We start from the raw sequence: 19,733 nt of genomic DNA on the forward strand, positions 1-19,733 counted from the left end.
CAGCGCGTGGGCTGGCTGGCGCCGCGGCGGCCGGCGGTCCGAGCTCGGCGCTCAGGGCCGCCCGGCGTACGGCATCGACTGGCTGTAGCGCATCGGCACGATGTTGACCTGCTTGCCCGGCACCGGCGCCTCGATCATCTGGCCGTTGCCGGCGTAGATCGCGACGTGGTAGATCGTCGACGGGTTCGCGGTGTTGCTCGCGTAGAACAGCAGGTCGCCAGGCCGCAGCGACGCGTACGAGATCTTCTTCACGTAGGCGTACTGCGAGCGCGACGTGCGCGTGATGCCAACGCCCTGGCTGCCCCAGGCCATCGAGGTCAGCCCGGAGCAGTCGAACGCGGTGGGCCCCGTGGACCCCCACACGTAGTCGGCACCGATCTGCTTGCGCGCCCACGCGACGGCGGCCCTGCCCTGGGCGGCGGTGCCCACCGAGGTTCCCGATCCGAGGCCCGGCGTGGAGACGACCGGCGGCGCGGGAGTCTGCACAGGGGGCGTCGTGGGAGTCACGACCGGCGGTGCGACGGGCTCACGCGTCGGCTCCTGGGTCGGCTCGCGCGTCGGCTCCTGGCTCGGCTCCCTGGTGGGCTCTCGCGAGGGCTCCTGGCTCGGCTCGCGGGACGGCTCCCGGCTGGGCTCGCGCGACGGCTCCCGGCTGGGCTCGCGCGTCGGCGGTGCCTGGGGCTCGTCCCGGTCCTGCTCGGCCTGCTCGCGCTCGGCCTGCTCGCGCTCTGCCCGCTCACGGTCGGCCTGCTCGGCCTCCGCCTGCTCGCGGTCGGCCTGCTCGCGGGCGAGGCGCTCGCGCTCGGCCGCCTGCTCGGCCGCGCGGCGACGCTCGGCGTCGATCGCGTCCTGGCGCTCGCGCTCGAGGGCGGCGGTGGTGCCGCGCGCCTCGGCGAGCCGCCCGATCAGCGCGGCGCGCTGGTCCTCGGCGGACGCGACCGCGTCCTGGGCCGCCTGCTGCTGGACGTTGGCACGCTCGAGCGCGGCGTCGGCGGCCACGGCCGCCTCTTCCTTGGCGGCCAGCGCCTGGGTGGCGCGGTCCTGCATCGTGGCCGCGACGAGCGAGTCGGCGCGGAACTGCTGCACCGCGGTGTCCGCGACGCCGTTGACGACCTCGAGGGCGTTGGTGCGCTCGACGACCTCCTCGAGCCCGTCGGCCGACAGCACGGCCTGCAGGCCCTGCATGGCACCACCGCTGCGGTACTGCTCGATCGCGATCCCCGCGAGCGTCCGGCGCGAGACCTCCATCTGGGCGAGCGCGCCGTCGAGCTGGCTCTGGGCCGCCGCGGCGTCCGCTGCGGCGGTCTCCACCGCGGCCTGGGCGACCAGGTACTCCTCGCCTGCGAGCTGCGCCGCCACCCAGGCGTCGTCGAGCGTCACGTTCAGGGAGGCGAGCTGCACCTCGACCTGCGCGACGTCGAGGGCCGCGAGGTCCTCCGCCTGGCGGGCCGCCTGGATCTCCTCCTCGCTCGGCGCCGTGGGATCGGCCATCGCGCCGCTGGTCCCGGCGAGCCCGAGGAGCGCCACCGCGAGACCGAGGGCGAGGGCCCGGCGGCGCAGGGGCGCCGGGGCGCCGGGAACGGCGCGACGGGACGGGGCGACCATGGTGGTCCTCTCGAGATGCGGGGGTAGCCCACTGAGGCTATATGCCGCACCGCCGCTTGTGAACACCTGTCCCACCTCGAACTTCCACCCCTTCAGTCACAGTAGTCACATCTGCCACACCCGCCTCACCCGATCGCGCGTCCGGAGCGCCGCCGAGCGCACGCGGCGACGCGCGTCCGGATCTGGACACTTGTCCGCATGGCAAGACGCACCTGCCTGGGGCGGCACCCGCGCCCCTATGGTCGGGGCATGACCCGTCGAATGTGTTGCTGATCACCGCACACCCGCCGCGCAGTCCCTGACTCCGGCCGCAGGTGCGGAACCAGACCCCAGCCCCCCACGTGGAGGGCGAGGAGGCGACCCACCTGCCCGACGGCGCACCGCCGACGACGCACCGCGGCACCCTCGCTGCTCCACGGCCCCCCGACAACGACGCAGGAGCCACGATGAGCACTCCCGAATGGTCCTTCGAGACCCTCCAGATCCACGCGGGCCAGAGCCCGGACCCGACGACGGGCGCCCGCGCGCTCCCGATCTACCAGACGACCTCGTTCGTCTTCCCCGACGCGGACGCCGCGGCGGACCGGTTCGCCCTCAAGGACCTCGGCCCCATCTACACCCGGATCGGCAACCCGACCCAGCAGGTGGTCGAGGACCGCGTCGCCGCGCTCGAGGGCGGCGTCGGGGCGCTCCTGGTCTCCTCCGGCCAGGCCGCGGCGACGCTCGCGATCCTCAACATCGCCGAGGCCGGGGACCACGTCGTCGCGAGCCCGAGCCTGTACGGCGGGACGTACAACCTGCTGCACCACACCCTGGCCAAGCTCGGCGTGCAGACCACGTTCGTCACCGACCCCCACGACGCCCAGGCGTGGCGCGACGCCGTGCAGCCGAACACCAAGCTGTTCTTCGCCGAGTCGATCCCCAACCCCCGCTCGGACGTCCTCGACATCGAGACGGTCGCCGACGTCGCGCACGCCGCCGGCGTGCCGCTGATCGTCGACAACACGATCGCGACGCCCTACCTGATCAACCCCCTGCGCTGGGGGGCCGACGTCGTGGTGCACTCGGCGACGAAGTACCTGGGCGGGCACGGCACCGCGATCGGCGGCGTGATCGTCGACGGCGGCTCCTTCGACTTCGCCCAGGACCCCGAGCGGTTCGCCAACTACAACACCCCCGACCCCTCCTACCACGGCCTCGTCTACGCGCGGGACCTCGGCGTCGGCGGCGCGTTCGGTGCGAACCTGGCCTTCATCCTCAAGGCGCGCGTGCAGCTGCTGCGCGACCTCGGCTCGGCGATCAGCCCGTTCAACGCCTTCCTCATCGCCCAGGGCATCGAGACCCTGTCCCTGCGGGTCGAGCGGCACGTGGCCAACGCCCAGCAGGTGGCGGCCTTCCTCGAGGCGCGCGACGACGTCGTCGGCGTGCACTACGCCGGGCTGGCCTCGAGCCCGTGGCACGCCAACCAGACCAAGTACGCCCCCAAGGGCGCGGGCGCCGTGCTCGCGTTCGAGATCGCCGGCGGCGCCGCCGCGGGCAAGGCGTTCGTCGACGGCCTCACGCTGCACTCGAACGTGGCGAACATCGGCGACGTCCGCTCGCTCGTGATCCACCCGGCGTCGACCACGCACAGCCAGCTCACGGCCGCCGAGCAGGAGCGGTCCGGGGTCACCCCCGGCCTCGTGCGCCTCGCCGTCGGCATCGAGAACGTCGCGGACATCCTCGCGGACCTCGAGGCGGGCTTCGCCGCCGCCGCCGCGCACGCCAGCCTCGCCACGGCCGAGGTCTGAGCCGATGACGTCGCTCGAGCACGAGGCCGGCGGCGCGCTCGCCCGCCCGCGCTCGGGCGACGTCGCCGCCCACCGTGCCGCGCCCGCGTACGCGGGCACAGCACGCCGGGGGTCGCGGGCCGAGGGCGCCGGCCCCGGCTGGCGACCGAGCGCACCCGCGGGCCCCGTCGCGGCGGTGGGCGCGGTGGAGCTGGAGACCGGCAGCGTGCTCCCGGACGTGGTCCTGGCCTATCAGACCTGGGGCACCCTCGCGCCGGACCGCTCCAACGCCGTCCTCGTGCTGCACGCGCTCACGGGCGGGACCGACGTCCGTACGGAGGACCCGACGCGACCGGGCTGGTGGCAGGACCTCGTCGGCCCGGGTCTGCCGATCGACACCGACCGGTACTTCGTCGTCGCGCCCAACGTGCTCGGCGGCTGCCACGGCTCCACGGGCCCGGCCTCCCCCGCCCCGGACGGCCGCCCCTACGGCAGCCGTTTCCCGGTCGTCACGGTGCGCGACCAGGTCGCCGCGGAGATCCAGCTCAGCGCGGCGCTCGGGATCGACGCCTGGCAGTTCGTCGTCGGCGGCTCGATGGGCGGTTTGCGCGCGCTCGAGTGGGCGATCCTCGGGCCCGAGGCCGGCATCGACGTCGTCTCCGTGGGCGTGATCGCCGCGACGGCACAGTCGTCGGGGGACCAGATCGCCTGGGCGCACCCCCAGCTCGCCGCCATCCAGGCCGATCCGCACTTCCACGGCGGCGACTACTACGACCAGGCCCAGGCGCCGACCACCGGTCTCGGCATCGCCCGGCAGATCGCGCACACCACCTACCGGAGCGCGGCCGAGCTCGACCGCCGGTTTGGCCGCATCCCGCAGGGCGCGGAGGATCCCCTGCGCGGCGGGCGCTTCGCGGTCCAGTCCTACCTCGATCACCACGCACACAAGCTCGCCCGGCGCTTCGACGCCAACAGCTACCTCGTGCTGACCGAGTCGATGCTCACCCACGACCTCGGCCGCGACCGCGGCGGCGTCGACACGGCCCTCGCCTCCATCCAGGCCCGCGTGATGGTCGCCGCCGTGGAGTCCGACCGCCTGTTCCTCCCGGTGGAGTCCGCACGCATCGCCCGGCACGCCCCCCGCTGTCCGGGGGTGCACACGATCCGCTCGGAGTACGGTCATGACGGGTTCCTGATCGAGGTCGGCCAGCTCTCCTCGATCATCGCGGGTTTCCTCGCGAGCCTCCCGAGCAGCTGACCCGGCCGCGCAGCGCCACCGACCGAGAGGACCACCATGACCACCGACCTCGCCACCCTCACCGGCGCGCTCCGGTCGCAGTGGAACCGGCTGTACGGGTGGCTCGAGCCGCTCGGTGCCGACATGTACGCGCTCGCCGAGGAGCCCAGCGCGCTGGACGGATGGACCAACCGCGAGCTCGTGGCGCACCTCGGCCGGGCGTTGCGGCCGCTCGTCGACTTCCGCGAGGCGCCCGAGGGGACGGTCCCCCTGACGCTCGCGGAGTACCTGGGCACCTACCCCGAGCGCGCGACCGAGATCGCGACCTCCACCCGCGAGCTCGCCGACTCACTCGGTGCGAACCCGCTCCCCCACGTGCGCACCGTCGCCGACGAAGGCCTCGCGCGCCTCGACGGGCTCGCCGGTGCCGACCGCCTCGTCGTCGAGGCCCGGCGAGGCCCGATGCTGCTGCGCGAGCTGGTCGTCTCCCGCCTGATCGAGCTCGTCGTGCACGCGGACGACCTCGTCGTCTCGCTCGCCCCGACGGTCGACGCCGTCGGTCCGCAGGACCCGCGGGACCCCGAGGCGCGACGCATCGTCGCCGAGGAGCTGCTGCGGATCGTCGTCACGCGCGGCGGCTGGAGCCTCGAGGTCGTCGACGCCCTGACCTGGGTCCGGCTCGCGACCGGTCGCGTGCCCTACGACGTCGACACCCTCGCGCACGCCCTCGCGCCCGGGTTCACCGCGGGCGGCGTCCCCGACCTCGGCCGCATGCTGCCGCTCCTGTAGGTCCGCCCGCGCGCTCGCCCGACCGATCAGCCCCCCTGCCCCGCGCGGGCCGGTTCGCGTAGGTTGAGCACATGCTCGCCGCCTTCGCCGCACGCACCGACGCTGCGCACCCGCTGTCCGCACTCGAGATCGCCGACCAGCCCGCGCCCGCGGACCGGGAGCACTGGACACGCGTCACCGTCCGCGCAGCGAGCCTGAACCACCACGACCTGTGGTCCCTGCGCGGGGTAGGCCTGCCGGACTCCGCACTCCCGATGATCCTGGGCACCGACGCGGCCGGCGTGACCGACGACGGCCGCGAGGTCGTCGTGCACGGCGTGATCGGCGCCGACGGGCACGGCGTCGGGCCCGAGGAACGCCGCAGCCTGCTCTCGGAGCGCTACCCGGGCACCCTCGCGGAGCAGGTCAGCATCCCGACGGCCAACCTGATCGACAAGCCCGCGTCGCTGTCCTTCGAGGACGCCGCCTGCCTGCCGACCGCCTGGCTCACCGCTTACTCCCTGCTGTTCCGCGCCGCGAACCTCAAGCCCGGTGACGCCGTGCTGGTGCAGGGCGCCGGGGGCGGCGTCGCGTCGGCCGCGATCGCCCTGGGCGTCGCCGCGGGCCTCGACGTCTACGCCACGTCGCGCAGCGCGGACAAGCGGGCGCGAGCCGGCGCGATGGGGGCGACCGCCGTCGAGCCCGGCGCGCGCCTCCCCCGCCGCGTCGACGGCGTGGTGGAGACGGTGGGCAAAGCCACGTGGCGGCACTCCGCCGCGAGCCTGCGCCCCGGCGGCACCATCGCCGTCGCCGGCGCGACCACGGGCGACCCGGGCGCCGAGCTCACGCGCGTGTTCTTCAACGAGCTGCGGGTGCAGGGCGTCACGATGGGCTCGCGCGAGGACCTGCGCGCGCTCCTGGCCTTCCTGGACCGCCACGAGCTGCGCCCGACGATCGCGCAGGTGCTGCCGCTCGCCCGGGCGGACGAGGGCCTGGCCCTGCTCGAGTCCGGGGAGCACTTCGGCAAGATCGTCCTCGTGCCGTGACCACGGGCGCCGAGGCGGGTTGGCACGACGACATCCTCGGCCCCGGGTACCGCGCGCTGACGCTCCCCCTGGCAGACGACGACGAGGGCTCGGTCGTCGCGACGCTCGTCCGGTTCGACCCGAGCACGCCCGAGCCGCAGCGGCCGGCCCGTGCCGTGCTCTACCTGCACGGCTGGAGCGACTACTTCTTCCAGACGGGTCTCGCGGAGCACTGGCACCAGCAGGGCGCCGCTTTCTACGCGCTCGACCTGCGCAAGTACGGCCGCAGCATGCGGGCGCACCAGACGCCCTGCTACACCGACGATCTCGCCGTGTACGACGAGGACATCGAGGCCGCGCTCGCGGTCATCCACGCCGACCTCGGGCGCCGGGCGTCGGTCATGATCATGGCGCACTCGACGGGGGGCCTGACGGCGGCGCTGTGGGCACACCGGAACCCCGGGCGCGTCTCGGGCCTCATGCTGAACTCCCCCTGGCTCGAGCTGCAGGGCTCCGCGGTCGCGCGGACCGTCTCCACGCCTGCCATCGCGCAGCTCGCCCGCTTCCAGCCGCGCACGCCCCTGCCGAACATCGACCCCGGGTTCTACAACCGCACGATCCTCAAGGACGAGGGCGGGGAGTGGGAGTTCGACACCGCCTGGCGCCCCACGCCGTCGTTCCCCGTGCGCGCGGGCTGGCTGCGCGCGGTCATCGCCGGCCACGCGCAGGTCGCGCGCGGGCTCAGGATCGACGCCCCGGTCCTGATCCTGCTGGCCCGACGCAGCCTCATCAGCGCCCGCTGGAGCGAGGAGATGCGCGCGGCGGACATCGTGCTGGACGTCGACGCGATCGCGCGCCGCACCGCCAACCTGGGTGACCTCGTCACCCTCGCCCGGATCACCGACGGCGTGCACGACCTCGCGCTGTCCGCCGCCCGACCGCGCGCCCAGTTCTACGGGCACCTCACCCGCTGGACGAGCGCCTACGGCTGGGTCTGACGAGCCGACGGCTCAGAGCACCTCGGCGAGGGCCGGTCCCGTGGGCCCGCCCAGCCGCCACACGCGCCAGCCGTCCGAGCCGACGCTCCCGCTCGCGGCTGCGGCCGCCGCGTGCGGGGACTGGAACCGCGCGCCGTCCGGCAGGGCGATCGTGCCGTCCGGGTGCAGCGTCGCCTCGAAGCGGTCCCCCCGGCGCGCACGCACCCAGACCAGGGGCGCGGGCTCGTCGAGCTGCGCAGCGAGCGCGACCAGCTGGGCGTCCGGGGCGTCCGGGATCTCGCTCGTGCGGGCGACACCGAGGGCGCCGTGCGCGGTGCGCACCTCGTTCAGCTGGTTGGGGCTCGTCGCGATCTGGGTCTCCCGCGCGGAGGTGCGCGCGCTCGTGTAGCCGGCAGGGTGCACGGAGGAACCGGTGGCCGAGGGCACCGCGGCCGGGCGGAGGCGTGGCCGCGGGCCAGCCGCGGCTCCCTGGTGCGCGGGCGGCTGCAGGCCCTGGGTGACGGACACCCGGGTCACCGAGCGCGCCGCCGCGGTCCGGGTGCGCGCCACGGGACTCACCACGCGCGCCGTCCATGCCTCAGGGGCCACGTCGCGCGGTGCCGCGCGGACCGGCTCGGGCACCTGCACGGCCGGCTCGGGGGCGACCGCCGGCGTCGTGGTCGCGACGACGCGGACCGGGGCCGAGACGGCGGCGCCACGGGCGACCGCCGGCGTCTGAGCCGATGCGAGCGGCGGAGTGACGACGCTGGTGCGCCCGACGATCGGCACCTCCTGCGTCGCCTCGAGCGCGCGCGGGCCCCGCCCTCCGGCCCCGAGCGGGGAGATGTCGATGAACCGCCGGCCGTCGGCCAGGTGCAGCACGCCCACCTTGAGCACGTCCACCCGCTGGCCAGGCTGGCGGAGGAACTCGAGCGCGTCCGACGCCGCGGCGTCGACCGAGGAGCACACCAGGACCAGCCGCACCCCGCCGGACGCCGCCGGCGCCGGTGCGCCGAGCGGGGTCTCGCGCTGGAACTTCGCGACCGCGGCCGCGAACTGCTCGGGGCCGTCGGCATAGCGCTCGGCGAGGTCGGCGCGGCTGAGCCGACCCGCGAGGCCCGCGCGACGCATCGCCTCGACCAGCCCGGCGGCGTCCAGCACCGGGACGATCTCGACGGCGAGGAGCGTGCCCGCGACATCCAGGCACGTCAGGTACGGCGCGTCCGCGTCGTCCCCGCCGTGCGCGATCGGCAGCACCCGCTCGCCGAGCAGGCTCCCCAGGTGGTCCGTGACGACAGCACCCGCGTCAGCGCCGAGCACTGCGGGCGCCGACTGCATGGGGACCAGGACCGGCCGGTCCTCGTCGAGCTGGTAGATGGCCACGAACAGTGCCTCCGAGCGGTGGGACGGCGTGCGACGGCCGCAGCCGTCAGGCCGCAGGCGGTGCCAGCGTACGGCCTCGGCCGCCCCAGCGTAAGAGGGCGAGCACCCCTGCCGCGGGCCTCAGAGGCGCGCGGCGAGCAGCTCCGCGAGCGCCTGACCCTGCACACCTGCGAGATCACTCGCCTGGGTGCGGCAGGAGTACCCGTCGGCGAGGTAGAGATCACCCTCGCCAGCCGCGCGCAGCGCCGGCAGCAGAGCGTTCTCCGCCACCTGGACCGAGACGTCGTAGTGCCCCGCCTCCATGCCGAAGTTCCCCGCGAGCCCGCAGCAGCCGGCGAGCGTCGTGATCTGCGCGCCTGCCCCGCGCAGCAGCTGCTCGTCCGCGCCGAAGCCCATGACGGAGTGATGGTGGCAGTGCGGCTGCACCACGGCCGTGACGTCGGACAGGTCCGGGACCTGCCACACCTCGGGGTCCGGGCCCAGCGGCGCGGGGGCCGTCAGGAGCTCGGCGAGCGTGTGCGTCGCGCGGGCGACGGCGTGGGCGCGCGGGTCGTCGGGCAGCAGCTCGAGGAGGTCGGAGCGGAGGACGCCGGTGCACGACGGCTCGAGCCCGACGATCGGGATGCCGTTGACGGCGAAGGGGCCGAGCACCCCGAGCAGGGCCTCGAGCCGTCGGCGCGCGCCGTCGAGCTGTCCCGTCGAGATCCACGTCAGGCCGCAGCACGCCTCCTGGTCCGGCACGATCACGTCGTACCCGGCCGCCTGCAGCACCGCGAGGGCGGCCTGGGGGACGCTCGGGGCGAGGGAGTCGCTGAAGGAGTCGGACCACAGGACGACCTTGGTGCGCGACCGCACCCCGGGGACCAGCCCTGCCGGGTCGCGGGTGCCCAGGACACCGGTCGTGCCGTCCGCCGTCGCGAGGCCCAGCTGGTCGCGCCGCGCGCGCCACCACCGCCGGAAGGGCACGGGCGCGAACGGGACCATGGAGCGCCGCGCGTCCATGCCGCCCGCGCGCAGCACGAGCCGCGCGACGGGGCGCACGCCCAGCACCGCGTTGACCGTGCGCGCGAGTACCGGCGCCGCGGTCACGAGCCGGGCCCAGCGGGGCAGCCAGCCGAGCGCGTAGTGGTTGACCGGGCGCAGGCGACCACGGTAAGCGCGGTGCAGCACCTCGGCCTTGTACGCGGCGACGTCGACCCCGGCAGGGCAGTCCGCGGAGCACGCCTTGCAGGACAGGCAGAGGTCGAGCGCCTCGTGCACCTCCGGTGCGCGCCACCCGCCCGTCACCAGGGAACCGTTGACCATCTCCTGAAGCACCCGTGCGCGCCCACGCGTCACGTGGGTCTCGTCGGCGGTCGCCTGGTACGAGGGACACATGAACCCCCCGGACGCGGCGTTGTCGGCCCGGCACTTGCCCACGCCGGTGCATCGGTGCACGGCCGTCGAGAAGTCTCCGTCGTCGTGCCGGAACGCGAACCCCGACGTGGCCGGGGTGCGCCGCGCCGCGGGCCGGCGCAGGTCGGCCGCGAGGGGGGCCGGCCGCACGATGACCCCGGGGTTGAGCTGGTCCGCGGGGTCGAGCAGCGCCTTGAACTCGCCGAGCAGCGCGATGGCCTCGGGGGTGTACATCAGCGGCAGGAGCTCGCTGCGCGCGCGCCCGTCGCCGTGCTCGCCGGACAGGGATCCGCCGTGGGAGGTGACGAGTTCGGCGCTCTCGCGGATGAACGCGGCGAACGTGTCGCCGTCGTGCTCGAGCGGCAGGTCGATCCGGACGTGGATGCACCCGTCGCCGAAGTGCCCGAAAGGCAGGCCGTCCACGCCGTACCGCGCCATGAGCGCCTCGAACTCGCGCAGGTAGGTACCGAGCCGTTCGGGCGGGACGGCCGCGTCCTCCCAGCCGGGCCATGCGGGGTTGCCGGCCGGCGTCCGCCCGGCGAGCCCCGCGCCGTCGGCCCGGATGCGCCACATCGCCGTCGCCTCGGGACCGGGCGGGAGGATCACGCTGGCCGGCGTCGTGGACGCCTCCACGATCGCTGCGGCACCCGCGAGCGCCGCCTCGAGGTCCTCGCCCCCGACCTCGACCATCAGCCAGCCGCCGCCCGCGGGCAGCGCCGGGACCGCGTCCGGGCCCTTGGCCCTGCGGACGACGTCGACGAGGCGCGCGTCGAGGCCCTCGATCGCGAGCGGCGCGAGGGCGAGCAGGGCCGGCACGTCGTCGGCCGCCGTGGCCATGTCCGGGTACCCGAGGCAGACGAGGACGGGGGCGGCAGCCATGGGGACCAGCCGGACCGTCGCCTCGAGGATCGTCACTGCCGTGCCCTCGGTGCCCACGAGGGCCTTGGCGAGGTCCGAGCCGTGCTCGGGCAGGAGGTGCTCGAGCGAGTAGCCGGACACCTGCCGCCCGAACCGGCCGAACTCCGTCCGGATGAGCGCCATGTTCGTGCGTACCAGGGCGTCCAGGCCCGGCACGACGTCGAGCGCGCCGCGACCGGCGCCCGCCGTGAACCGGCGGCCGGCGCCGTCCACGACGTCGAGCTCGATCGTGTTGTCCGCCGTGCGCCCGTAGGCGACGGCGTGCGGCCCGCAAGCGTTGTTGCCGATCATCCCGCCGAGGGTCGCGCGGTTCTGCGTCGAGGGGTCCGGGCCGAACCGCAGCCCGTGGGGCGCCGCCGCCTGCTGCAGGACGGACATCACGACCCCGGGCTGCACCCGCGCGGTCCGGGCCTCGGGGTCGATCTCGAGGACGGCGTTCATGTGGCGCGAGAAGTCCAGGACCACGCCCGGGCCGACGGCGTTGCCCGCGACCGAGGTTCCCGCACCCCGCGAGGTCACCGGCACGCCGTGCGCGCGGCAGACCGCGAGCGCCGCCACGACGTCGTCCGCGTCGCGCGGGAAGACGACGAGCGTGGGCACCACGCGGTAGTTGGACGCGTCCGTCGAGTACTCCGCGCGCCGGAGCGTGGTCGCGTCGACCTCGCCGCGCACCGCAGCACGCAGGGCGTCCACCAGGTCAGGGGCGGGGACCGGTTGGCTCGTCACGCCGCTAGTTTCCCACGACGATGAGACACCGGCGCCCAGCCCTTGGACCTAGACGGGGATCAGCCCTCGAGCGAGGCGTCGAGGGTGATGGTGGTCCCGGTCAGCGCCTTGGACACTGGGCACGTCGTCTTCGCGTCCTGCGCCGCCTTGTCGAAGCCGGCGGCGTCGAGGCCCTCGACCTCGCCGCGGACCGTCAGCGCGATCGTCGTGATGTGGAACCCGCCCGCGGGGTCCGGCTCGAGCGTGACGTCCGCGCTGACCTCGAGGGCGACGGGCGTGCCGCCGGCCTCACCGATGAGCGCGGAGAGCTGCATCGCGTAGCAGGAGGTGTGCGCGGCGGCGATCAGCTCCTCCGGGCTCGTGACTCCCCCGGCCTCGTCGGCGGCGCGACGCGGGAAAGAGACGTCGTAGGTGCCGACCTTCGAGCTCGTGAGCTCGACCTGGCCAGAGCCGTCCTGCAGGGTGCCGTTCCAGGCGGTGCGCGCGGTGCGTGTAGGCATGGCGTTCTCCTTCTCGAGACGTGGGTCAGGCCGCTGCTCGCGGCCCATCACCGACGCTATGCCCGTTGTGCCCCGGTCGCCAGGCCGGACCGTCTGGGTGTTACCACCGAGGCGCCGCGATTGCGCTCCGGCAATCCCTCATGCACCCCATGCACGCTGCCGATAGGTCATGCATGAAGATGTTCACGCGTGGGCAGCGTGTCACCGGAGCCGCCGAGGCCGCCGTCTTCCTCGACGTCCCGGACACGGCCCCTCGGCTCGTCGCACCGAACCCCGCTCAGCTCATGTGGATGGAGGAGCTGCGCGAGTTCCTGCGCGCCCCCCACGTCCGGCTCGACGACGTGCAGCACGTGATGAGCGTCTATCTGGACTACTGCACCCGCTGGCACGCCCAGCGCGAGCCGCAGCGGTGGAACCCGAACACCACCATCAACGCCCTCGGCGTCGCGCTCGGCGACCTGGTGCGAGGCCAGCGCCCCGACCTGCGCTGGGCGGTGGTCGAGGACTCGATGCCGACCGCGCTCGCCCTCGTCACCGAGGGCGGAGAGCCCGTGGTGTCCCCGCTCGACGACGTCGCGTACTGCTGGATGAACCGCGAGCTCACCTGGATGGCGGACTACGTGGCTCGGTTCGCGCCGCGCGAGGCCGCGGACCTGCCGCGCCGCCGCGGCCTCGTGTTCCGCACCGTCGGCGTCTGACGCAGGGCGCGGCTCACGAGGACGGCACGCACTGACACCCTCAGGTCGAGCCGGCACTCCGGCGACAGCACGGATTCGTTGGGGGCAAGACATGGGCATGAGCGCTTCCGCCTTCAAAGACAGCAGGCCAGCCGAGGTTGAAGGTGCTCGTAGTCTTGAGCGCCTCTTCGCACGGCTAGACACGGCTGAGTCCCGATCGAGCGCATTCAAAGTGCGGCACGGCAGCCTGCTCGCGGGCGACGACCGGGCAACTGCCTACGATCCGGTCTCATATCAGGTTCGCTACCTCTTCATGGCGGCGTTCGATCACCTCGGAATGCTGAAACGGGCGCTCGACAAGGACGGGATGCCAGTGGTTGCTGCGTATCCGCTAGTAAGAGCAGCGCTCGAGTCCGCAGCCCAGGCGCTCTGGTTGACGACTGGCGGGACACGTAGGAAAAGAGTCTTCCGAGCTCTACACAGAGTGTGGAATGGCGCCTCATTGAGCGATGAGGCAGTACGCCATCTGGACCCGCGCCGTGAATCGTCTCTCCTAGAACTGCGCGAACGACTCGATCAGTTGTTGTCGGCGAGCAAGGCTGGCCAACGCTCGCTCGACGTCAAGTACCCGTCCATGACTGACATAGTCATAGACGCGGGACGCGCCGTCGAGACTCACGAGTTCAGACCGATCGACGTCTGGCGCCTATGCAGTTCGATGGCTCATGGCAACCGGAGTGTGTCGTTGATGGTCCTCGAGAGCAGACCGGACGGCCCTACGACCGACATTGGCGGCAACTTCGTGATGACGACCTCGTATCAGGTCATGGCGGCCTTCGTTGGCGTCGTAACCGATCTACTCGAAGCCGCAATAGAGGACCAGGACCGGCTGAACGCCTAGACATCCGCAAGACCCACAGCCCTCCGTCGGCGGTGACAGCCATGCCACGGAGCATCGCACCTCAATGGCGTCAGACGGAGACAGCCGCGGCCTCGTCTTCCGCACCGCTGGGGTCTGACGCAGCAACCGCACCGCGGGCGCCTGGCGCTGGGGCCCCGCACCAGGGACAGAGGTCCCCTGTTCCTGAGCGCCGCGACGGAGCACACTCGAGGTACGGGTCGTCGTCCGCCCCGGACGCCGCCCGTCGTCGGGAAGGTGGTCCGCCATGTCAACCATCGTCGTCGGAGTGGATGGCTCACCACAGGGTGACGTCGCACTCGCCTGGGCCCTCCGCGAGGCCCGCTCGCTCGCCGCGGCCGGCGCCGGCGTACCCCCGGTGCGCGCCGTCCTCGCCTGGGACTTGTCCTGGATGGACGGGCCCGAGGGTGTGTGGGCCGCGGCGTCCGCGCGGGACACGCTCGCGGCGCGCGAGGCCGAGGAGCGCACCCGCGTCGAGGCCATCGTGCGCCGCGTGCTCGCGCGGATGGACGGCGATCCCAGCGAGGTCGAGGCCGTCCAGGTGCCCGGACCCATCGTCACGGCCCTGCTGGAGCAGGCCGACGGCGCCGCGATGCTCGTGGTCGGCCGCCGCGGCCTGGGTCGGCTCGGCCGCCTCCTCCTGGGCTCCGTGTCGGCGGGCGTGGCTCGCCAGGCGCACCTGCCGGTGACCGTCGTGCCGGCCGACGAGCACAGCGAGCAGAGCCCACCCGCCGCCGCCGAGTCCGGCTCCGGCCGCCCGCGCGTCGTCGTCGGCGTGGACGGATCACCCGCCTCGCGCACCGCGCTCCAGCACGCCGCCGAGGCGGCACAGCGCCTCGGGGCCGAGCTGCATGCCGTGATGTGCTGGCAGATCACCACGATGGGCCTGCTGCCCGACGCCCAGGGCTGGGTCCCGCCCGAGGAGGCGTACCGCAAGCACGTGGCCGGCACCCTCACCACGACCCTCGCCGCGGCAGGCCTCTCCGGGCGCGACGACGTCGTGCCCGTGGTCGAGCACGCGCCCGCGGCGCGGGGGCTGCTCGCGCACGCAGCGGGCGCCGAGCGGCTGGTCGTGGGCAGCCGCGGGCTCGGCGGGTTCGACCGGTTGCTGCTCGGCTCGATCTCCAGCCAGGTGCTCGAGCACGCCACCTGCCCGGTCACGATCATCCGGACCTGACGCCGCCGGGCGCCGGCGGCCAGCCGCGCCGATCTGCGCGGATCGACAGCTCGTGTGTCGATCCGCGCAGAACCGTCGGCGGTCAGTGGTTCCGCAGCGCCTCGATCAGGTCGTCCTTGTTCATCGACGACCTGCCCTCGATGTCGAGCTCGGCGGCGCGAGAGCGCAGCTCGTCGACCGTCCAGTCCTCGTAGCTGCCGGACTCCCCGCCCTTGCTGCCGACCTCGGAGCGCCCCCGCTTCGCGGCTGCGTTGGCGATCCGCGCCGACTTCTCCTTCGAGTTCCCCTCGTCGCGCAGCTTCTCGTACAGCTCCTTGTCCTTGACCGAGGGGCCCGGATCACGATCCTGCGGCATGGTTCCTCCCGTCGTCGTGCGTCAGTCCTCTCACTGTGCCCCCGACGGCGCGCCGACGCAGCCCGAGCCGTCAGTCGAGCACCGGGACCGGGACCCCGTCGTCCCACTCGAGGGGCACCACGTTCATGCCGCGGTAGGTGTCCTCGGCGTACCACGAGTGGAACACCAGGTGGTCGGTCCCGTCCGGACCGACGACGACGTCCTGGCCGCCCGGGCCGATGTACGCGCCGTCGCTCGAGTCCGTGCTGAGCGCCGGGTCCGGGTGCTTGGTGTACGGACCGAGCAGGTCCGTGGCCGTCGCGGCGCCCATGACGTACTGGTCGCCCCCGTAGTCGTTGGCGGAGTACAGCAGCGTGAAGACGCCATCCCGCTCGACGAGCGTCGGAGCCTCGACGAGGTTGCCCTCCCACGGCTGGTCCTGCTGGATCAGCTTCGTCACCGGGCCCGCGAGCGCCGTGCCGTCGGCGGTGAGCGGGGCCATCTGCAGCCAGGTGTCGAACCCGCAGCAGTTCCCGTCGTTCTTCCACAGCAGGTGCCAGGTGCCGTCGTCGGCCTGGAAGGTGGCCGCGTCGATCGCTCCGCCCTCGTCGCGCGGGCACACGAGCATCTCGTCGCCCACCACCGCGAACGGCCCCTCGGGGGACGACGACGTCGCGACCCCCAGGCACTGCAGCGCCGGGTCGAAGCTGGTCGCGGTGAAGTACAGGACGAACTGCTCGGGGCCGAGCTGCGTGACCTCCGGGGCCCAGGTCTTGCCCGGGATCACCCAGGTCGGGAGCACGGGCAGCGCGTCGTCCAGCCGCTCCCACGTGCGCAGGTCCTCGGAGCGCGCGACCTGCACGTTGGCCATGCCGGAGTTCGTCGCGTACGCGTAGTAGACGCCGTCGACCTCGAGCACGTCGGGGTCGGGGAAGTCGTCGGCGATCACCGGGTTGGCGTCGGCGGCGGACGCCCCGGTGGGCGCCGGGGCTTCGGAAGTGCCGGCGGTGGTGGGCGCCGTCGTCGGCTCCGAGGACGAGCACGCGCCCAGCGCGACGGCGAGCGCGAGGATCGCCACCGGGGTGCGCCTCATCCCTTGACCCCGGAACGCGAGACGCCCTCGATGATGAAGCGCTGCAGGAAGACGAAGAGAATCAGCACCGGCACGCTCGCGATCACGGCGCCGGCCATCAGCAGGTCGTAGCGCACCGCGTTCGCCGACTGCAGGGTGGAGAGGCCGGCCGGCAGCGTCTGCATCTCCGGGCTGAACAGGACGTAGACCGGCCACAGGAAGTCGTTCCAGTTGGTCAGCAGCGCCAGCAGGGCGAGCGTCGCGAGCGCGGGCTTGGCCAGCGGCAGCACGATCTTCGCGAAGATCTGCCACGCGTTCGCACCGTCGAGACGCGCGGCCTCCTCGAGCTCCCCGGGAATCGACAGGAAGAACTGCCGCAGGAAGAACACCCCGAACGCCGAGGCCGCCGTCGGCACCACCACCGCCGCGAGGGTGTTCAGCCAGCCCAGCTCCCCGACGATCAGGTAGTTCGGGATGATCAGGATGACCGGCGGCACGAACAGGGTCGCGATGATCGCCCCGAACACCAGGTTGCGGCCCCGGAACTGCATGCGGGCCAGTGCGTACGCCGCGAGCGCCGCGGTCACGACGACGATCGCCGCGTTGGCGAGCGCCGCCACGAGGCTGTTGCCGAACCAGCGCAGCACCGGGGTGCCCGACGCGTTGAGGATCGACTCGTAGGCCTGCGTGGTGAACGGGTCGGGGATCCAGGCGGGCGGGATGCCGCCAGCCTCCGCCCGGGTCTTGAACGACGTGACGACCATGAAGATCAGCGGGCTGACGAACAGCAGGCCCAGGACGATCAGGAGCGTGTAGCGGACGGCGGGGCGCCACCGCGGCTGCTGGACGGTGCTCATCGTGCCCTCCGCTCGCGGAACAGCCAGAAGACGACGACGCTCAGGAGCATCAGGAAGCCCGTGAGGATGTAGCTCATCGCCGCAGCGCTGCCCATCTGGTAGTTGCGCAGGCCGGTCTCGGCGATCTGGTAGATCGCGGTGCGGGTCTCGCGGCCCGGCCCGCCCTGCGTGATCAGGTAGGACTGTCCGAACATGTTGGCCGAGGCCAGGATCGTGATCATGGTGATGAAGGCCAGCACCGGCCGCAGGCCGGGCAGCGTCACGTGGCGGAACTGCTGCCAGCGATTGGCGCCGTCCACCCGAGCGGCCTCGTAGAGCTCACGCGGGATGTCCTGCAGCGCGGCGAGGTAGATCACCGAGTTGTAGCCGAGCGTCCACCAGACGGTGACGCCCACCAGGGCGATCCATGCCGCGGGCATCGAGGTGGTCCACGCGGTGTCGTCCGGCAACCCGAGCTTGCCCAGGTAGTAGTTGATGAGGCCGATGTTGTTGTCGAGCAGGTACCGCCACAGCACGGCGACGACGGCGACGCCCAGCACGTACGGGGCGAAGAACACGGCGCGGAACAGGTTCCGTCCCACGAACCGTTGGTTCATCACGAGCGCCACCAGCAGCGGGATCACGAGCAGGAGCGGGACGCTCGCGACCGTGAAGATGCCGGTGGCCTTCATCGAGGACCAGAAGGTGGAGAAGATGATCGACTCGGAGTCGAACAGGTCCCGGTAGTTGTCCAGGCCGACGAACGGCTTGCCCGGCAGCAGGAAGTCCCACTGGTGCAGGCTGATCCACGCGCCCAGCACGATCGGCAGGATCACGAAGACGCCGAACAGGACGAGGTAGGGCGCGAGGAACAGCCACGGCGTCGCGCGCCCGTGCTTGGCGACCCCGCGCCGCGACGGTCGCGCTCGGCCGCTGGTGTGCGTCGCGGCCGGAGCGACCGTCGCGGCGGGAGTCGTCGTCATGTCAGCCGCCGAACTGCTCGAGGTTGTTCTTCATCAGCTCGGTGGCCTTCTCCTGCGCGGATCCCAGCGCGGCCTCGGCCTCGGCGTTGCCCAGGATGACCTCGGACACCGCGGGCTCCATGGCCTCGGACGTCACGGTGCCGAGCCCGGGGAAGTTGGGCACGAACCGCATGTCCTCGATCAGGGCCGCGATCGACTCCTGGGGCATGCCGTCCATGGCTCCGGAGTCGCGCACCGACTGGCGCGCCGGGATCATGCCGGCGCCGGCCCAGTCACCCGACTGCTCGCTCATCCACGCGAGGAACACCTGAGCGGCCTCGAACTTGTTCGGGTCACCCGTGGCCTGCTTGGTCATGAAGAACTGGTGCGAGCTCGCCCACACCCGCTGCTCGTCGAAGATCGTCGGGATCGGCGCCATGCCCCAGTTCATGTCGGTCGCCTCGAGGTCGTTGATCTGCCAGATCCCGTCCCAGGTGATCGAGTTCTCGCCGTTCTTGAACGCGACGTACTGCGAGTCGATGGCGATGTTGGCCGGGCTGTAGCCGTCCTCGACGATCGAGCGCTGCCAGGCGAGCGCCTCGACGGCCTCGGGCGAGCCGAAGGACGCAGACGCACCGTCAGCGGCATAGGGCTCTCCGCCGTTCTGCCAGGTGAGGGACAGGAACATCAGGTGCGCTGGCCACAGGGTCGGCATCCAGAAGGGGGTCTCGTGCCCCGCCTCCTGCAGCGCGTCGAGCGCCGCGGTGAAGGACTCGAGGTCGGTGGGGGCCTCGGTGATGCCCGCCTCCTCGAAGTGGTCGACGTTGTAGTACATCGCGAGCGAGTGGACGTCGAGCGGGATGCCGTACCGCTGGTCCTGGTAGATGCCCGCGTTCCAGACCTCCTCGGTGAAGTCATCGGCGCTGAGGTCGAGGGTCTCCGCGACGTCGTCGAGCGGGACGATCACGTTGCGGGCGGCGTTGGTGGACAGCTGGTCGAAGTGCATGACGCCGACGTCGGGCCCCTCGCCCGCGTTCACCGCGGCGGGGACGCGCTGGTAGAAGTCGGCCCACTGGATGGTGTTCGGGACGACCGTGATGTTCTCGTGCTCGGCGTTGAACTTCTCGACCAGCTCGGTCATGAACGGACCGTCACCGCCGGTGAAGCCGTTCCAGTAGGCCAGCTCGACGGCCGGCCCGTCGTAGGTGCCGTCGAACTCGCCGCTGCCGCCCGGGTTGTTGGCGCTGGAGGCGATGTCCTCCGGGGTGCTGCCGCCGCCGCAGGCGGTGAGGGCGAGGGCCGCCGAGAGCGCGGCCGCGCTGAGCGCGAGCCTGCGGCGGGTACGCAGGGTTGTCGTGGTTCTCATCGTTGAGCTCCTTGGTCGGTCGGTCCGCCCGCGGGACATAAGCCACGTAACGGTCTCGAAGTACCTGTAGTGACTTTCCTACCCCAT

17 protein-coding genes are annotated in these 19,733 nt (G+C 72.8%); 8 read left to right on the forward strand and 9 right to left on the reverse strand.

Annotation, left to right across the window (positions count from 1 at the left end; all coding sequences use genetic code 11):
• Positions 1 to 51: 51 nt before the first annotated feature.
• The gene (locus tag BMZ30_RS09925; RefSeq protein ID WP_093378077.1) at positions 52 to 1,605 is read right to left on the reverse strand and encodes an NlpC/P60 family protein; all 1,554 of its coding nucleotides are present in this window, start codon (positions 1,603 to 1,605) and stop codon (positions 52 to 54) included.
• Between the two features lie 446 nt (positions 1,606 to 2,051).
• On the opposite strand from BMZ30_RS09925, the gene BMZ30_RS09930 reads away from it, so the two are divergent.
• The 5 genes from BMZ30_RS09930 (at position 2,052) to BMZ30_RS09950 (ending at position 7,402) form a co-directional block, all read left to right on the forward strand.
• Positions 2,052 to 3,395 (forward strand): bifunctional o-acetylhomoserine/o-acetylserine sulfhydrylase, encoded by a 1,344-nt coding sequence (locus BMZ30_RS09930; RefSeq protein WP_093378600.1) that lies wholly within the window; start codon positions 2,052 to 2,054, stop codon positions 3,393 to 3,395.
• Positions 3,396 to 3,399: 4 nt separating this feature from the next.
• Positions 3,400 to 4,632: a homoserine O-acetyltransferase MetX gene (gene metX, locus BMZ30_RS09935; RefSeq protein WP_093378079.1), complete on the forward strand. Its 1,233-nt coding sequence runs from the start codon at positions 3,400 to 3,402 to the stop codon at positions 4,630 to 4,632.
• A gap of 36 nt (positions 4,633 to 4,668) precedes the next feature.
• Positions 4,669 to 5,400 (forward strand): maleylpyruvate isomerase N-terminal domain-containing protein, encoded by a 732-nt coding sequence (locus tag BMZ30_RS09940; RefSeq protein WP_093378082.1) that lies wholly within the window; start codon positions 4,669 to 4,671, stop codon positions 5,398 to 5,400.
• A gap of 71 nt (positions 5,401 to 5,471) precedes the next feature.
• The gene (locus BMZ30_RS09945) at positions 5,472 to 6,425 is read left to right on the forward strand and encodes a zinc-binding dehydrogenase (RefSeq protein ID WP_093378084.1); all 954 of its coding nucleotides are present in this window, start codon (positions 5,472 to 5,474) and stop codon (positions 6,423 to 6,425) included.
• The gene (locus BMZ30_RS09950) at positions 6,422 to 7,402 is read left to right on the forward strand and encodes an alpha/beta hydrolase (RefSeq protein WP_093378087.1); all 981 of its coding nucleotides are present in this window, start codon (positions 6,422 to 6,424) and stop codon (positions 7,400 to 7,402) included. The genes BMZ30_RS09945 and BMZ30_RS09950 overlap by 4 nt, the downstream gene beginning before the upstream one ends.
• Before the next feature lie 12 nt (positions 7,403 to 7,414).
• Here BMZ30_RS09950 and BMZ30_RS09955 read toward each other — a convergent pair whose 3' ends face one another.
• The 3 genes from BMZ30_RS09955 to BMZ30_RS09965 form a co-directional block, all read right to left on the reverse strand.
• Entirely contained in the window at positions 7,415 to 8,764 is a 1,350-nt protein-coding gene (locus BMZ30_RS09955) for a restriction system modified-DNA reader domain-containing protein (RefSeq protein ID WP_093378089.1), read from the reverse strand.
• A 120-nt stretch (positions 8,765 to 8,884) separates the two neighbouring features.
• Entirely contained in the window at positions 8,885 to 11,803 is a 2,919-nt protein-coding gene (locus BMZ30_RS09960; protein ID WP_093378092.1) for an FAD-binding and (Fe-S)-binding domain-containing protein, read from the reverse strand.
• A gap of 59 nt (positions 11,804 to 11,862) precedes the next feature.
• On the reverse strand, positions 11,863 to 12,303 hold the full coding sequence (locus BMZ30_RS09965; RefSeq protein ID WP_093378094.1) for an OsmC family peroxiredoxin: 441 nt from the start codon (positions 12,301 to 12,303) through the stop codon (positions 11,863 to 11,865).
• Positions 12,304 to 12,476: 173 nt separating this feature from the next.
• Between BMZ30_RS09965 and BMZ30_RS09970 the strand changes: the two genes are divergently transcribed.
• The 3 genes from BMZ30_RS09970 to BMZ30_RS09980 all read left to right on the forward strand — a co-directional run bounded on the left by BMZ30_RS09970 (position 12,477) and on the right by BMZ30_RS09980 (position 15,076).
• A complete protein-coding gene (locus tag BMZ30_RS09970; protein WP_177191343.1) occupies positions 12,477 to 13,001 on the forward strand; it encodes a DUF3806 domain-containing protein in 525 nt (174 codons plus the stop codon).
• A 97-nt stretch (positions 13,002 to 13,098) separates the two neighbouring features.
• A complete protein-coding gene (locus tag BMZ30_RS13590) occupies positions 13,099 to 13,881 on the forward strand; it encodes a hypothetical protein (RefSeq protein WP_143073175.1) in 783 nt (260 codons plus the stop codon).
• Positions 13,882 to 14,146: 265 nt separating this feature from the next.
• Positions 14,147 to 15,076, forward strand: a complete 930-nt coding sequence (locus tag BMZ30_RS09980; protein WP_093378102.1) for a universal stress protein — start codon at positions 14,147 to 14,149, stop codon at positions 15,074 to 15,076.
• 82 nt (positions 15,077 to 15,158) lie between these two features.
• On the opposite strand, the gene BMZ30_RS09985 is transcribed toward BMZ30_RS09980, so the two are convergent.
• From BMZ30_RS09985 to BMZ30_RS10005, 5 genes are all read right to left on the reverse strand, one after another.
• Entirely contained in the window at positions 15,159 to 15,431 is a 273-nt protein-coding gene (locus tag BMZ30_RS09985; RefSeq protein ID WP_093378105.1) for a DUF7218 family protein, read from the reverse strand.
• Positions 15,432 to 15,501: 70 nt separating this feature from the next.
• Positions 15,502 to 16,503 (reverse strand): glycoside hydrolase family 43 protein, encoded by a 1,002-nt coding sequence (locus tag BMZ30_RS09990; protein WP_093378107.1) that lies wholly within the window; start codon positions 16,501 to 16,503, stop codon positions 15,502 to 15,504.
• Positions 16,500 to 17,339, reverse strand: a complete 840-nt coding sequence (locus tag BMZ30_RS09995) for a carbohydrate ABC transporter permease (RefSeq protein ID WP_093378110.1) — start codon at positions 17,337 to 17,339, stop codon at positions 16,500 to 16,502. Before BMZ30_RS09995 ends, BMZ30_RS09990 begins: the two co-directional genes overlap by 4 nt.
• On the reverse strand, positions 17,336 to 18,301 hold the full coding sequence (locus BMZ30_RS10000) for a carbohydrate ABC transporter permease (protein WP_093378112.1): 966 nt from the start codon (positions 18,299 to 18,301) through the stop codon (positions 17,336 to 17,338). Before BMZ30_RS10000 ends, BMZ30_RS09995 begins: the two co-directional genes overlap by 4 nt.
• Before the next feature lies 1 nt (position 18,302).
• The gene (locus BMZ30_RS10005; RefSeq protein ID WP_143073176.1) at positions 18,303 to 19,646 is read right to left on the reverse strand and encodes an ABC transporter substrate-binding protein; all 1,344 of its coding nucleotides are present in this window, start codon (positions 19,644 to 19,646) and stop codon (positions 18,303 to 18,305) included.
• Positions 19,647 to 19,733: the final 87 nt, after the last annotated feature.

Source organism: Flavimobilis marinus (assembly GCF_900113055.1).
Taxonomy (GTDB): Bacteria; Actinomycetota; Actinomycetes; order Actinomycetales; family Cellulomonadaceae; genus Flavimobilis; species Flavimobilis marinus.

Coding starts and splice junctions, on each gene's coding strand:
- BMZ30_RS09930 (WP_093378600.1), top strand. CDS start 2,052: ATGAGCACTCCCGAATGGTCCTTCGAGACCCTCCAGATCCACGCGGGC.
- BMZ30_RS09965 (WP_093378094.1), bottom strand. CDS start 12,303: ATGCCTACACGCACCGCGCGCACCGCCTGGAACGGCACCCTGCAGGAC.
- BMZ30_RS09945 (WP_093378084.1), top strand. CDS start 5,472: ATGCTCGCCGCCTTCGCCGCACGCACCGACGCTGCGCACCCGCTGTCC.
- metX (WP_093378079.1), top strand. CDS start 3,400: ATGACGTCGCTCGAGCACGAGGCCGGCGGCGCGCTCGCCCGCCCGCGC.
- BMZ30_RS09990 (WP_093378107.1), bottom strand. CDS start 16,503: ATGAGGCGCACCCCGGTGGCGATCCTCGCGCTCGCCGTCGCGCTGGGC.
- BMZ30_RS10005 (WP_143073176.1), bottom strand. CDS start 19,646: ATGAGAACCACGACAACCCTGCGTACCCGCCGCAGGCTCGCGCTCAGC.
- BMZ30_RS09970 (WP_177191343.1), top strand. CDS start 12,477: ATGAAGATGTTCACGCGTGGGCAGCGTGTCACCGGAGCCGCCGAGGCC.
- BMZ30_RS09995 (WP_093378110.1), bottom strand. CDS start 17,339: ATGAGCACCGTCCAGCAGCCGCGGTGGCGCCCCGCCGTCCGCTACACG.
- BMZ30_RS09985 (WP_093378105.1), bottom strand. CDS start 15,431: ATGCCGCAGGATCGTGATCCGGGCCCCTCGGTCAAGGACAAGGAGCTG.
- BMZ30_RS09940 (WP_093378082.1), top strand. CDS start 4,669: ATGACCACCGACCTCGCCACCCTCACCGGCGCGCTCCGGTCGCAGTGG.
- BMZ30_RS13590 (WP_143073175.1), top strand. CDS start 13,099: ATGAGCGCTTCCGCCTTCAAAGACAGCAGGCCAGCCGAGGTTGAAGGT.
- BMZ30_RS10000 (WP_093378112.1), bottom strand. CDS start 18,301: ATGACGACGACTCCCGCCGCGACGGTCGCTCCGGCCGCGACGCACACC.
- BMZ30_RS09980 (WP_093378102.1), top strand. CDS start 14,147: ATGTCAACCATCGTCGTCGGAGTGGATGGCTCACCACAGGGTGACGTC.
- BMZ30_RS09925 (WP_093378077.1), bottom strand. CDS start 1,605: ATGGTCGCCCCGTCCCGTCGCGCCGTTCCCGGCGCCCCGGCGCCCCTG.